This window comes from Kitasatospora sp. NPDC053057, assembly GCF_044546945.1.
Taxonomy (GTDB): domain Bacteria; phylum Actinomycetota; class Actinomycetes; order Streptomycetales; family Streptomycetaceae; genus Kitasatospora.
Genome location: NZ_JBITZP010000029.1, coordinates 71092 through 84777 on the forward strand (window position 1 = coordinate 71092; position 13686 = coordinate 84777).

The 13686-nt window shown below is 74.4% G+C and carries 12 protein-coding genes; 9 read left to right on the forward strand and 3 right to left on the reverse strand.

The features are described from left to right. Positions 1 to 210 precede the first annotated feature (210 nt). The 3 genes from ACIG5E_RS26975 (at position 211) to ACIG5E_RS26985 (ending at position 1624) form a co-directional block, all read left to right on the forward strand. On the forward strand, positions 211 to 723 hold the full coding sequence (locus tag ACIG5E_RS26975; RefSeq protein WP_396537529.1) for a ribonuclease: 513 nt from the start codon (positions 211 to 213) through the stop codon (positions 721 to 723). Positions 724 to 803: 80 nt separating this feature from the next. After that, positions 804 to 1277, forward strand: coding sequence for a hypothetical protein (locus tag ACIG5E_RS26980; RefSeq protein WP_396537531.1), 474 nt, complete (start codon positions 804 to 806; stop codon positions 1275 to 1277). Continuing rightward, positions 1277 to 1624, forward strand: a complete 348-nt coding sequence (locus tag ACIG5E_RS26985; RefSeq protein WP_396537533.1) for a transcriptional regulator — start codon at positions 1277 to 1279, stop codon at positions 1622 to 1624. Before ACIG5E_RS26980 ends, ACIG5E_RS26985 begins: the two co-directional genes overlap by 1 nt. Here the strand turns inward: ACIG5E_RS26985 and ACIG5E_RS26990 are convergent. Next, positions 1602 to 2597, reverse strand: a complete 996-nt coding sequence (locus ACIG5E_RS26990; RefSeq protein WP_396537535.1) for a hypothetical protein — start codon at positions 2595 to 2597, stop codon at positions 1602 to 1604. The genes ACIG5E_RS26985 and ACIG5E_RS26990 overlap by 23 nt on opposite strands. Positions 2598 to 2710: 113 nt before the next feature. On the opposite strand from ACIG5E_RS26990, the gene ACIG5E_RS26995 reads away from it, so the two are divergent. Continuing rightward, entirely contained in the window at positions 2711 to 3685 is a 975-nt protein-coding gene (locus ACIG5E_RS26995; RefSeq protein WP_396537537.1) for an ADP-ribosylglycohydrolase family protein, read from the forward strand. Between the two features lie 253 nt (positions 3686 to 3938). On the opposite strand, the gene ACIG5E_RS27000 is transcribed toward ACIG5E_RS26995, so the two are convergent. Continuing rightward, positions 3939 to 4673: a GNAT family N-acetyltransferase gene (locus tag ACIG5E_RS27000; RefSeq protein WP_396537539.1), complete on the reverse strand. Its 735-nt coding sequence runs from the start codon at positions 4671 to 4673 to the stop codon at positions 3939 to 3941. A 676-nt stretch (positions 4674 to 5349) separates the two neighbouring features. Here ACIG5E_RS27000 and ACIG5E_RS27005 point away from each other — a divergent pair. From ACIG5E_RS27005 to ACIG5E_RS27025, 5 genes are all read left to right on the forward strand, one after another. Further along, positions 5350 to 6294: a PAC2 family protein gene (locus tag ACIG5E_RS27005; RefSeq protein WP_396537541.1), complete on the forward strand. Its 945-nt coding sequence runs from the start codon at positions 5350 to 5352 to the stop codon at positions 6292 to 6294. Between the two features lie 133 nt (positions 6295 to 6427). Further along, complete coding sequence (locus ACIG5E_RS27010) at positions 6428 to 7432, forward strand: SGNH/GDSL hydrolase family protein (protein WP_396537543.1); 1005 nt, start codon at positions 6428 to 6430, stop codon at positions 7430 to 7432. 151 nt (positions 7433 to 7583) lie between these two features. Then, positions 7584 to 8894, forward strand: coding sequence for a deoxyguanosinetriphosphate triphosphohydrolase (locus ACIG5E_RS27015; RefSeq protein ID WP_396537545.1), 1311 nt, complete (start codon positions 7584 to 7586; stop codon positions 8892 to 8894). A 95-nt stretch (positions 8895 to 8989) separates the two neighbouring features. After that, complete coding sequence (gene dnaG / locus ACIG5E_RS27020; protein ID WP_396537547.1) at positions 8990 to 10906, forward strand: DNA primase; 1917 nt, start codon at positions 8990 to 8992, stop codon at positions 10904 to 10906. A 146-nt stretch (positions 10907 to 11052) separates the two neighbouring features. Beyond that, positions 11053 to 12189, forward strand: a complete 1137-nt coding sequence (locus ACIG5E_RS27025) for an RNA polymerase sigma factor (RefSeq protein ID WP_396537549.1) — start codon at positions 11053 to 11055, stop codon at positions 12187 to 12189. A gap of 37 nt (positions 12190 to 12226) precedes the next feature. Here the strand turns inward: ACIG5E_RS27025 and ACIG5E_RS27030 are convergent, their stop codons facing one another. Beyond that, positions 12227 to 13306, reverse strand: coding sequence for a DUF2690 domain-containing protein (locus ACIG5E_RS27030; protein ID WP_396537551.1), 1080 nt, complete (start codon positions 13304 to 13306; stop codon positions 12227 to 12229). Between the last annotated feature and the right edge of the window lie 380 nt (positions 13307 to 13686).

Below are 13686 nucleotides of genomic sequence, written 5' to 3' on the forward strand. Positions count from 1 at the left end.
AAGCGGCGGGGGTTCTTCCGGCGCTGAACGGGGCCCGCCCCGGCCCGCCCCGGCCCCCCCCCCCCCCCCCCCCCCCCCCCCCGCCCCCGCCCCCCCCCCCCCCCCCCCCCCCCCCCCCCCCCGGCCGTACGTCTGCGCACCGCCGCGTGTGGTGTCGGCCACGCGTGTGACACGGCGGTCCGGGCCCGGGCGCCTGCCAAGCTGGACCGCATGACCAGAAGCAAGAGCCCGCTCGTCGTCGTGGCCGTCCTGATCCTGGCCGTGCTCGCCGGGGTCGGGTACCTGCTCGCCGGCAGGGGCGGCAGCAGCCACCCCAAGGCCGCCGCGAGCTCCACCGCCACCGCGGGCAGCTCGGCCCCCAAGCCCTCGGCCCCCAAGCCGTCCCCGCCCGCCGGCGGTGCCTCCGCCCCCGGCGGCACCTGGGTGCCCGCCGACCCGGCGCTGGCCGACGTCTGCCGCACCAAGCTGCCCAGTCAGGCCCAGGACACCCTCGCCCTGATCGCCAAGAATGGCCCCTACCCGTACAACCGGGACGGCATCGTCTTCGAGAACCGCGAGAGCCGCCTGCCGAAGAAGGGCAACAGCTACTACCACGAGTTCACCGTGGTCACCCCGGGCTCCAACGACCGCGGCACCCGTCGGGTCGTCACCGGCGGCTCCGGCGAGCAGTACTGGTCCCCGGACCACTACGCGACCTTCCAGGAGATCGACCCGCGCTGCTGAACCGGCAGTTGACGGAAAGTACTTTCCAACTCGGAAAGACGGTGGCATGGTGGAGTCACCATCGCTTCGAGGGGGACGCCATGAGCGACTCGATTCCTGCCGACCTGCCCGCCGCGGAGGCGCTGCGCCTGGCCGACCGGGCCGGCGCGGCCGCCCGGCGGCCGGGTGAGCTGCCCCGCTGGTACGGACCGGCCTTCGCCTTCGCCTTCACCGCTTACGGCCTGGGGATCGGCCAGGTCATCGAGGCCGGGCAGTTCGCCCTGATCGGCGGGCTCGCAGGCGGCTTCGCCGCCCTGACCGGCGGCCTCGCGCGGGTCGCCATGCGCAGCGACGGCATCGTCCGCCGCGGCATGCCGGACGGTGTCGGCGGTCCGGTCGCGCTGGCGGTCCTCGCGGTCTGCGCGGCCTCGGCGGCCGGCATGGTGCTCGCCTGGCAGGTCGGCGGCGGCCCGCGCTGGATCGGCGGGGCCGCCGGGCTCGCGGCGGGCCTGACCTTCTGGGCGGGCACCGGCCGGCTGAACCGCCGGGTCCGGCGCCTGACGGAAACCGACTGATGCCCGCCGCCCTCGACCGACTGCTCCAGCACGCCACCCGGCTCACCGTGCTCGCCTTCCTCGGTGCCTGCCGGGAGGCCGATTTCGCCGCCGTCCGGGACCACTGCGAGGTCTCCGACTCCGTCCTCAGCAAGGCCGCCACCGCCCTGGAGGAGGCCGGGTACCTGGCGGTGAGGAAGGGCTACGTCGGCAAGCGCCCGCGCACCTGGCTCGCCGCCACCCGGGCGGGCCGCGCCGCGCTCGCCGCCCACCTCGCCGAACTCCAGCGACTGGTGGCCGCCGCCGAGGCGGCCGGAGCCCAACACGCCGGAACGGCAGGTGAGTTCACCGCGCCCGCCGCCAGCTGATCCGCCCGTGCGGGCCGTGCGGGCCGGTGGTGACCAGGGCGGTCAGCTCGTGCAGCACCGGCGCCGGATCGCGCCGCAGCTGGACCGGCGTGGTGCGCACCACCGGCAGGCCCGCGGCGGTGAGGCGGTTGGCGCGGGCCAGGCCGCGTTCGTGGTCGGCCGGGCGCAGGTGGTAGGCGCGGGAGTCGATCTCCAGGGCCACGCAGGCGTACGGCCAGTAGGCGTCCGGCACGGCGAGGAACCGGCCGTTCAGGAAGAGCACCGGATTCCACAGCGGCTCCGGCAGGCCCGCGTGGGTGAGCACCTGCCGGGCCTCGCCCTCCACCACCGAGCGCACCCCGGCGGTCAGGTCCTCCACCACCCGGGCCACCTGCGGTAGCGCCAGCGCCCCGGGTCGGGCGAGCAACTGGTCCAGCAGCTCGCCGAGTTCACAGTGCCGCCACTGCACCGCCTCGGCACACAGCGCCCGGAACCGGCGCTGCCCACTCTCCTGTGGCGCCACGTCCGCCAGTGCCCGCGCGACCGTAGCGCTCCACAGCCCGTCGTCCCGCTGGAAGCCGCCCGGCATCGCCCCGGACGCCCGGTGCACCCGGACGAACTCCCGGTCACTGACCCGGCGTTGGGTCGGGATCAGCACATCGACCTCGGCCAGGTCGGCCGGATGCCCGGCGCTCGGCAGCCCGGCCTCCGCCAGCACCGTGAACCCGGTCAGCAGCACCTCCCCGGGCTGCGGCTGCCGCCCCTTCGGGCTCGCGTACGCCAGGGCGGCTCTCAGTTTCTGATGTATCGTCAACCTTCCACTCTGCAGGCAGATCACCCGCGGCAGCACCTGCCGCCAGGGCCCGCCCGGCCGCAGCCGGTGGGCGATCGTGCCGGAGGGCACGCCGAGCCGGCGCAGCTGCGCCCTGGTGGCGATGTGCTGCTGGTCGGCGCCGAGCAGGACGACGGGGTCGAGCGGGTGCGCGCGGGTCATACCCGGGTGCTGCCCGCCCGGATCGGCGGTATGCGAAATATCCCTCGTCAGGGGCGTGGCAGACACGGAGGTTGACGAAACGGCGGTCGAGGCGCTGTGCTGGGAAGCACATGATGACCGAACCCAACGGCCCGGCGCTCGACGCGCTCAACGGTCTCTCCGTGGGCGACGCCCTCGGCGCCCAGTTCTTCGTCCCGGAAACCGCCAGGGCCCACTTCGCCTCCCGCACCGAACCGCCCGGCCCCTGGCCGTGGACCGACGACACCGAGATGGCCTGCTCGGTGTACGCCGCCCAGCGCGAACGCGGCACCATCGACACCTTCGACCTCACCCACGCCTTCGCCCGCCGCCACGACTTCGACCGCGGCTACGGCCCGGCCGCCAACCGGATGCTCCGGCTGATCCGCGAGGGCGGCGACGCCAAGGCGCTGGCCGCCGAACTCTTCGACGGCCAGGGCTCGTACGGCAACGGCGCCGCGATGCGGGTCGCTCCGCTGGGGGCGGTGTACGCGGACGACCCGGCGAAGGCGATCCGGCCCGCGGCCGAGACCGCGTTGATCACCCACACCCACCGGCAGGCCGTCGACGGAGCGATCGCCGTCGCTGTGGCGGCGGCCTTCGCCGTCCAGGTGGGCCGGGGAACGCGGATGGCCCCGCTCACCTTTCTCGAACGGGTCCGGAGCTTCACTCCGTTCGGTGCCGTCCACGACGGCCTGGGCGAAGCGATCCGCCTGCTGATCGCCGAATCGGACCCGCAGGTCGCCGCGAGGGTGCTCGGCAACGGCAGTCGGACCTCAGCCGCCGACACCGTCCCGTACGCCCTGTGGTGCGCGGCCCGCCATCTGACCGACTACCCGGCCGCAGTCTGGGAGGCGATCGCGGCCGGCGGCGACATGGACACGGTGGCCGCCATCACCGGCGGGGTGGTCGCCGCCTGCACCGGCACGGTCGGCATCCCCGCAGCCTGGATGGCCGCCCGTGAACCGCTGCCCACCTGGGCCTTCCCCGAGCCCGGAAGCATCCCGCGCGGCCAGGGCCGCGAGAGCATGCTGGTCCCGCGGCCGCACCCCGTGCCGACGATGGTGTGAACGGACGAACAGTGGCAGCGCATCCGGACCGGGTCCTCGCAGGGCCATTGCCGCGTCCACACCCGTGAGGGCACCGTTCGGATCTGCAACCCGAAGGGCCACGCCCTCTGGGAGGTGACGGTCGCCAGGGTCCGGGGCGGCTGGAACCCGGTCTCCGCTGTCGCCGAGGCAAGCCATCACCGGTGGAGCATGAACCAGGAGGAGGGTGTCCTCGCCCGACTCCTGCACAGCGCTGCCACCGGCGAATCTCCCCTCAGGCCGTGATCATCAGCTGCCCGGTGCCGCTGCCGCCTTGTCTAAGACACTCCTGGTTGATCGCCGGATCCGGGGCGCTCGGCGAGGTGGCGGCGGCGATCCGCAGCTCGATGATGTCCCGGACGGCGGGCCATTCGGAGTCCAGGATCGAGTAGAACGCGGTCGAGCGCACCACCCCGTCCAGCCCGCGCGAGTGCGCCCGGCGGACGCCCTCGGAGGTCGCGCCGAGCCGCTCGATGGCGGCCCGGGAGCGCAGGTTGCGGGCGTCCGCGCGCAGCGAGATCCGCTGCACGCCCCAGGTCTCGAAGGCGTGCCGGAGCATCAGCAGCTTGGCCTCGGTGTTGATGCCGGTGCCCTGGGCGCGCGGCGAGAGCCAGGTGTTGCCGATCTCGGCGGCGTCCGGGACGGCCGTCGCCGGATCGCCGAACGGCACGCCGGGCGCGGGCGGCCACACCAGCGGGCCCCGCCAGTAGTCGAGTTCCAGGAACCGGGTGGAGCCGACCACCCGGCCGTCGGCGACGTTCACCGTCGCGAACGGCATCGACCGGCCCGCGGCCTGGTCGGCGAGGGACCGCGAGATGTAGTCGCGGGCCGCTTCCAGGCCGTGCGGGACGGGGGTGAAGGCGTAGGTCGTACGGTCCTCGGCGCCGGCCGCGGCGATGGCCTCGGCATGGTGTGCGGCGAGGGGCTCCAGCCGCACGGTGCGGCCGGTGAGGATGACAGGTACGGGCACGGAACCTTCGGTCCTTCATCGGTCGTAGGACGCAGTCCGCGCCGGGGTGCGGCACGGGCTGCGGTGGACTGGCTTCGCCCCGGCCCGGTTACCGCCTCCGGGTACCCGTGCGCGCCGGAGGATTCCGGTCGGGCGGGGCGGGGGCGGCGGCCCGGAACGGGCGGCGCGTGGTGCCGGAACGGACACGGATCCTCGGACCGGTCCGGCGGGGAGAGCGAGGGGACAGTGTGCGTCCGCGAAATGGCCGAAGAGGAAACGAGTGCGCGAAGGGAAGCAGGCGGCCAGGTGAAGGCAAGATGCGTCGTGGGTGGCTGTCCGAGCAGCGATCCGGGTCGTGGTCGACGGCGTTACGGACGACGTGACGACGACGCGACGATGCGAGGCAGCGAGAGGACGATACCCGCCAGAACGCGGTGCGTCACTTCGCGGCACGCGAATGTCGGCGCGGGCCGCCACCGCGCGCCCCGGATGGGGCTGTTGAACACCCGTGACCAGGGGCTTTGCCTTCGGGTGCGATCATGGTCCGGAGCAGTCCAAGACGGCCTCCGGCCGCGTCGCCGGGCGGGTCGCGCGCCGAGCGGTTGGCCGGAACGGGAATTCCGGCGCGGCCCGGCACGCTGGAGAGGACGAGAAGCCGGTCGGATCGGGACGAGCAGGGAACGGGGTTGGGTGCGCGGTGCGAGACTTCCAGGCGCTGTACGAGCTGGATGAGCGGGGCGTGGCCGCGGTGGCCGAGGCCAACGCGGAGCTGCGTGACACCGGCGCCGGCCTGGTGCTGCTCCACCACTTCGAGGGCTTCATGGACGCCGGCGAGGCCGGCGGCCAGGTGGTGGCCCACCTGCTGGAGACGGGATCGCCGCAGGTGGTGGCCCGCTTCGACCACGACCGGCTGGTCGATTACCGGGCCCGCCGCCCCGCGATGGTCTTCGACCACGACCACTGGACGTCCTACGACCCGCCGGAGATCCTGCTCCAGCTGGTCCGCGACGCCGCCGGGGCCCCGTTCCTGCTGCTCACCGGCCCCGAGCCGGACGTCGAGTGGGAGCGTTTCACGCGCGCCGTCCGCGAGCTGGTCGAGCGCTTCGAGGTCCGGCTCAGCCTGGACTTCCACGGCATCCCGATGGGCGTGCCGCACACCCGCCCGGTCGGCCTGACGCCGCACGGCAACCGGCTCGACCTCGCGCCGGGCTACCCGCAGTGGTTCGAGCAGGCGCAGGTCCCCGGCAGCGCCCAGGCGCTGCTGGAGTACCGGCTGGCCGAGGCCGGGCACGACGTGCTGGGCTTCGCCGTGCACGTCCCGCACTACGTGGCCCGTTCGGCCTACCCGGCCGCCGCCGTGCAGATCCTGGAGGCGGTGCAGTCCGCGACCGGCCTGGTGCTGCCCGGTACCCGGCTGCGCGAGCGGGTCGGCGAGGTGTACGCCGACATCGAGGAGCAGCTGGCCCAGGGGGACGGCGAGTTGCGCTCGGCGATCCGCGGCATGGAGGGCCAGTACGACGCGGTGGCGGGCGCCGAGGGCCGGGAGAGCCTGTTGGCCGAGCCGGTGGACCTGCCCTCGGCGGACGAGCTGGGGCGCCGCTTCGAGGAGTTCCTGGCCGAGCACGAGCGCGGCGCGGAGTAGCGGCCCCGGCCTGCCCGGAGTGGAACGGCGCCGACGGGAGTCATCGGCGCCGCCCGTACGTTGGACACGGCGGCGCCCGGGGGACGGGCCGCCGTAGGGAGCTGCCCGTGACTCGCACCCCCGGGGGGATGCCATGCCGAGGACCACACGCCCGACCGCCGTCGCGACGGCCGGGCTCGCCGCCCTGCTGCTGGCCGGATTGGCCGGGTGCAGTGGCGGGGGCGGTTCGGACGGTTCGGACCAGGGCTTCGCGGGCGCGCTGCCCGGCCGTGCCCCGGCCGGTGCCACCCCGACGCCGACCCCCACTCCGCCGCCCACCGGCCCGTACGTGGCGCTCGGCGACTCGTACACCGCCGGGCCGAAGATCGACCCGCAGGTCGGCGAGCCGGGCGGCTGCGGCCGCTCCGGGGTCAACTACCCCTCCCTGGTGGCGAAGGCGCTCGCCCTGGTGCCCGGGCAGTTCCAGGACGTCAGCTGCAGCGGCGCCCGCACCGGGGACCTGAAGGTCGCGCAGAAGACCGACGACGGGCCCAACCCGGCCCAGCTGGACGCGCTGACCCCGGCCACCCGGCTGGTCACCCTGGGCATCGGCGGCAACGACGCGGGCTTCATGCAGGTCGTCACCGAGTGCGCCAAGGACACCCTGGTGGGTGCGGTGAAGGGCCTGGTCGGCGAGGACGGCTCGGCCGCGCCCTGCCGGGAGCACTACGCCTCCGGCGGCGCGGACCAGCTGCAGGCCCGGGTGGACGAGGCCGGCGGGAAGGTCGCCGACGTCCTCCAGGAGATCCGGCGCCGCTCCCCGCAGGCCCGGGTGTACGTGGTCGGCTACCCGGCACTGCTCCCGGCCGACCCGGGGAGCTGCCAACCGGTGCTGGGCACCACGATCGCGGCGGCGGACCTCGGCTTCCTCGCCGAGAAGGAGCAGCAGCTCAACGGGATGCTCAAGCAGCGCGCGGAGGCCGCCGGGGCGGTGTTCGTGGACACCGCCGGGCCCTCGGCCGGGCACGACATGTGCGCGGGGGAGGGCGCCCGCTGGATCGAGCCGCCCTTCCCGGCCCACGGGCTCACCCCGATCCACCCCAACGCCAAGGGCGAGGAGGCGGTGGCCGGCGTCGTGTTGAAGGCCGTCCGGGGCTGACCCGCGCCCAGGCTGCGGCTGGGCCGTTCGGGTCCGACCGGTTCGAAGGGGGCGGACACCGGCGCGCCTCCCACGGTTCACGCCCCGGTCCGCACCCCTTCGCGCGCGGCACACCCCGCGTGTCGGGGGTGCGGCGTACCGTGAGATTCATATGGATGACACCACGCACCGCCTCGCCGCCCCGATCCCGTACGACCACGCCGCCGAGGCCCGCTGGGTCCCCGAACCGGACAAGCGCCCCGGCCGCACCGCGTTCCAGCGCGACCGCGCCCGGGTGCTGCACTCCGCCGCGCTGCGCCGACTGGCCGGCACCACCCAGGTGGTCGCCCCGATGCGCAGCGACTTCCCGCGCACCCGGCTCACCCACTCGCTCGAATGCGCCCAGGTCGGGCGGGAATTGGGCGCGGCCCTGGGCTGCGACCCGGACTTGGTGGAGACCGGCTGCCTGGCCCACGACATCGGCCACCCGCCCTTCGGCCACACCGGCGAGGAGGCCCTCGACCAGGCCGCCGAGGCCTGCGGCGGCTTCGAGGGCAACGCCCAGTCGCTGCGCATCCTGACCCGGCTCGAACCCAAGCGCTTCGCGCCCCTGGAGGAGCAGCCCGCCGCCCGGCTGGCCCCCTGGCCCGGCCGCAGCGTCGGCCTCAACCTGACCAGGGCCGCCCTGGACGCCGCCACCAAGTACCCGTGGACCAAGGGCGCCCACCCCGTCGACCCGGCCTCGCCCAAGTACGGCGTCTACGCCGACGACCTGCCGGTCTTCCGCTGGCTGCGGGCCGGCTCCCCGGCCGGGCGCAAGTGCTTCGAGGCCACCGTCATGGACTGGTCCGACGACGTGGCCTACTCCACCCACGACGTCGAGGACGGCTTCCAGGCCGGCCACATCGACCCGGCCGCGCTGCGCGCCCCCAGCGAGCGCGCCGAACTGTTCAAGGTCGCCGAGCGCTACGCCCCGGACGCCGAGCCCGAGGAGCTGGCCGCCGCGCTGGACCGGCTGCTCGCCCAGGACTGGTGGCCGCAGGGCTACGACGGCACGGCGCGCGCCCGGGCCGGGCTCAAGGACTTCACCAGCCAGCTGATCGGCCGCTTCTGCCTGGCCGCCGAGCAGGCCACCCGGGCCCGCTACGGTCCGGGCCGGCTCACACGCTACGCCGCCGAGCTGGTGGTGCCGAGGGGCGTCCGGCTGGAGTGCGCGGTGCTCAAGGCGGTCGCCGTCCGCTTCGTCATGATGCGCGACGAGCAGGCCCAGCTGCGGGCCCGCCAGCGGGTCGTGATCGCCGAGCTGGCGTACGTCCTGACCCAGCGCGCCCCCGAGGGGCTGGACCCGGTGTTCGCCGCGATGTACCTCGAGTCGGAGGACGACCGGGCCGCCCTCCGCACGGTCATCGACCAGATCGCCACCCTCACGGACGCCTCGGCCCTCGCCCTGCACGCCAAACTCGTCGGCGCCGCCTGGTCGTAGCGACCCGGCGGGGGAGACCGAGGTCACCCCCGCCGGACCGGTCGGCGGTGCCCCGGCGCAGCCGGAAACCCCGGCCGCCCCAGTAGACTTCCGGGGTGGCCGGGCGGATCAGGGACGAAGACGTACAGGCGGTGCGCAGCGCACTGCCGATCGACGCGGTGGTCGGCGACTACGTACAGCTGACCAACGGTGGCGGCGGCGAGTACAAGGGCGTCTGCCCCTTCCACGACGAGAAGTCCGCCTCCTTCTACGTCAACCCCGCCAAGGGCGTCTTCCACTGCTTCGGCTGCCAGGAGAACGGCGACACCATCGCCTTCCTGATGAAGATCGAGCACTTCACCTTCGCCGAGGCCGTCGAGCGGATGGCCGCCCAGGCGGGCATCACCCTGCGCTACGAGGAGGGCGGCTACAGCCCCCGCCACCAGCAGGGCGAGCGCACCCGACTGGTCGAGGCGCACAAGGTGGCGGCCGCCTGGTACCAGGAGCAGCTGGCCTCGCCGGAGGCGGAGATCGGCCGTCGCTTCCTGGCGGAGCGCGGCTTCGACGAGGAGGCCGCCAAGACCTTCGGCGTCGGCTACGCGCCCGCGGGGTGGGAGCACCTGGTCCGTTTCCTGCGCGGCAAGGGCTTCACCGACAAGGAGATCCTGCAGGGCGGCCTGGCCTCGCAGGGCCAGCGCGGCGGCCTGATCGACCGCTTCCGGGGCCGGCTGGTCTGGCCGATCCGGGACATCGCGGGCGAGGTGGTCGGCTTCGGCGCCCGCCGGCTGCGCGAGGACGACAACGGCCCGAAGTACCTGAACACCCCCGAGACGCCGATCTACAAGAAGTCCCACGTGCTGTACGGCATCGACCTGGCGAAGAAGGAGATCGCCAAGTCGGGCCGCGCGGTGGTGGTCGAGGGCTACACCGACGTGATGGCCTGCCACCTGGCCGGGGTCACCTCGGCGGTGGCCACCTGCGGCACCGCCTTCGCCGAGGACCACATCAAGATCATCCGCCGACTGCTGATGGACACCTCGCAGTACCGGGGCGAGACGGTCTTCACCTTCGACGGCGACGCGGCCGGCCAGAAGGCCGCGCTGCGCGCCTTCGAGGACGACCAGAAGTTCGCCGCCAAGACCTCCATCGCGGTCAGTCCGGGCGGCATGGACCCCTGTGAGCTGCGCCTGGCCCAGGGCGACGAGGCGGTCCGGCAGCTGATCGACAACCCGGTCCCGCTGTTCGAGTTCGCGCTGAACACGGCGGTGGCGAAGCACCGGGTCGAGACGCCCGAGGGGCAGGCCGCCGCCATGGAGGAGGCGGCCCTGATCGTCGCCAAGATCAAGGACCCGTCGATCCGGCACGGCTACGCGATCCGGCTGGCCGGCATGCTCGGCGTCAACCCCGGTGACGAGCAGTTCGTGGTCCGCCGGATCTCGCAGCTGGCCCGCTGGGAGCGGGAGAAGCAGCAGAACCCCCGCGGCAACGGCCAGCAGCGGCGCACCGAGCAGCCCGTCGCGGCGCCCCGCCCCGCCCGGCCCGCGTTCCGGCTCAACCCGCGCGACCCGGCCCAGTTCGTCGAGCGCGAGCTGCTCAAGCTGGCGCTCCAGTACCCGGACCTGGTCAGCCCGGCCTTCGACCACTACGGCGAGGACGAGTTCCCGACCCCGCCGTACACCGCCGTCCGGCAGGCCATCGCCAAGGCCGGCGGCGCCGCGTACGGGGCGACCCTGCCCGATTTCACCAGCGCGGTGCGCGAGGCGGCCCCGGACGACCAGGTGCGCTCGCTGGTGACCGAGCTGATCGTCGAGCCGGTGCGCTCGCTCCGCAAGGCGGACGCGATCTACGCGGGCGAGTTCCTGGTGAAGCTGCGCCTGCTGGCCGTCGACCGCCGGATCGCCGAGGTCCGCGGCTACCTCCAGCGGCTCGGCCACCGGGCCGATGCCGAACAGCTGCACGCGGTGCAGACCGAGCTGTGGCAGCTCCAGCAGTACGGGCAGCAGCTCCGCAGCCGGGGCGCGGCGGCGCTGTAGGCCCGGTGGGGCCGGTGAGCCCTGGAAAGTCCTGCGCAGAAAGTCGGCGCACGAGTCTCGGCCACGGAGCGTGGCGTACCCCACACTGGAGGGCGTCCCACCTCCGTACAGCGCGGGTCCGCCAGAGTCGCGCCCGCCCCGAGGGGATGCCCGTGGACCGAGGCCTTGCCACAGCGACCACCGCCACCAGACGAACCGACCCCGCCGGAGCGCCGGACGGGGAGCAGGAGACGGACCACGGCCGGGCCGGGGCCGCGCCCCCGGACGGCGCGCGGATCCCTGCCCAGGGGCTGCCGGAGGGCCACCCCGACAACCCGGACCGGGAGGCCGATGACTGCGGCGACGATCCGCCCGAGCCGTCCGAGGGCGCCGGCCCGGCCGCCGACCTGCTGCGCCAGTACCTGCGCGAAATCGGCCGGATCCGGCTCCTCACCGCCCCCGAGGAGGTCGAGTTGGCCCGCCGGATCGAGGCCGGCCTGTTCGCCGAGGAGCGGCTGGACGGCGATCCGCCGCCGCCCGACCCGCTGGCCCGCGAGCTGGACACCCTGGTGGTCCTCGGCCGGATCGCCAAGCGCCGCCTGATCGAGGCGAACCTGCGGTTGGTGGTGTCCGTCGCCAAGCGCTACGTCGGCCGCGGGCTGACCCTGCTGGACCTGATCCAGGAGGGCAACCTCGGCCTGATCCGGGCCGTGGAGAAGTTCGACTACGCCCGCGGCTACAAGTTCTCGACCTACGCGACCTGGTGGATCCGGCAGGCGATGAGCCGGGCGCTGGCCGACCAGGCCCGGACGATCCGGGTGCCGGTGCACGTGGTCGAGCTGATCAACCGGGTGGTCCGGGTGCAGCGCGTCCTGCTGCAGGAACGCGGCCTGGAACCGACCGCGGCCGACCTCGCCACCGCCCTGGAACTCACCGAGGCGCGGGTGCGCGAACTGCTCCGGCTGGCCCAGGAACCGATCTCGCTGCACACCCCGGTCGGCGAGAAGGACGACGTCGCACTCGGCGACCTGATCGAGGACGCCGACGCCGCCTCGCCCGCCGAGTCCGCGACCTTCCTGCTGCTGCGCCAGCACCTGGACGCGGTGCTGGCCACCCTGGGCGAGCGCGAGCGCCAGGTCGTCCAGCTCCGCTACGGGCTGGACGACGGCCGCCCGCGCACCCTGGAGGAGATCGGTGCGGTGTTCGGCGTGACCAGGGAGCGGATCCGCCAGATCGAGTCCAAGACGCTGATCAAGCTCCGCGAGCACGCCTACTCCGAGCAGCTGCGCGGCTACCTCGACTAGCGGTCGGGGCGGCTGGGGAGCCGGGGAGCCCGGGGTCCTAGGGGGCGGACGGGCTGGGCGACGGTTGGTCCGTGGGCGGCGCCTGCGACGGCGGGGCCGAGTCGCTGGGCGTCGCCGTCGCAGGCGTGGACCCGGTGCCCGGGGGCGGGGAGGCGGGGCCGATCGGGATCGGGGTGGAGGCCACCACCGAGGCCAGGTCGGCGACGGTCGAGGTGCAGTCGTGCCCGGCGGGCTGGAAGCCGCAGACCTGGAAGCCGATCGACGGGCCGGCGGCGTTCAGCATCGCCGAGTAGTTGTCGTAGCCCCAGTGGATCAGCGCGGTCTCGCTGTCCCCGGTGCTGTCGGTGATCACCGCGTAGTCCTTGGGCTCGCCCTCGGTGATCGCCGCCCAGGCGGCCTGGCAGGTCCGGCTGTACCGGAGGTAGACGACGACCTTGCCGATGACCTGGGTCTGCAGGGTCCGGGCGTCCTTGCCGCAGCCGGTGGTCTTGGGGTCCTTGTGGGCGCAGCCCACGGCCTGACAGGCGGGCTCGGAGGGGGTGGGCTTGGCGCCGGCCGGGGCGGTCGGGGCCGGTGCGTCGGCCGCCGAGGCCTGGCCGTCGTGCCGGCTGATCCGCAGGCCGACCAGCGCCAGCAGCAGCGCCAGCAGCACCGCGCCGGAGACCAGCGCCACCGGGCGCCGCCACCACGCGACGGCGGGCTCGGGAGCCTCGTCGGTCGGCGGCGTCGACTCCCCGGGTACCGCCTCGTCCGCGGGCTCGGCTTCGGCCGCCGCCTCGGCCGCCGTCTCCTCCGTCGGCTCCTCGGGCCCGGCGGTCTCCTCGACGACGGCCGCGTCCTCAATGGCCCCGGCGGCGGGCTCCGTCGCCTGCCGCCACAGCCTCCGCAGCGCCGCCGCGTCGCAGTCCACCGCCCCGATCAGCGCCTCCAGCGCCTGCTCGGTCACCACCCGCTTGCCGTTCAGCCAGCGCTCCCAGGAGGCCCGGCTGTAGTGGGTGCGGCCGGCCAGCTCGGACAGCGAGAGTCCGGCGGCGTCCTTGATCGTCCGGAGCTCCTGCGCCAACAGCCGTGCGGGCTCGGACAGCTCCTCGGGCAGGTCCTTCCAGGCGGAAGCCAATGCGGCCCTCCATGACTCGCGAGACGGGACAACGGTGGACGGGACGGGAGGGTGCGCGCGTCCGGTCCGGCCGTTCGGTGTCTCCCCTTCTCCAACCTCAGCGGCCTGGCGTCCCAAACTCCAGGTCATGGCGTTGAGACGGACGGAAGTGTCTCACAACCCCCCGGATCGTCGAATAGTCACGTGTTCGTCGTGCAGAGTTCTCCTCGCCGGTGCGTTTCGTCGCCCCGGCCGCTTCGTTCGGGCCCCGGCCGGTCGGCCGGTGTCGGCCCGACACGGGGTCCCGGATACCCCCACCGGTCGGGGGGGGCGCGCGGGGGGGGGGGGGGCCCCCCCCCCCCGGCCCCCCCCCCCGCGGGGGGGGGCCCCGCCCCCCCCCC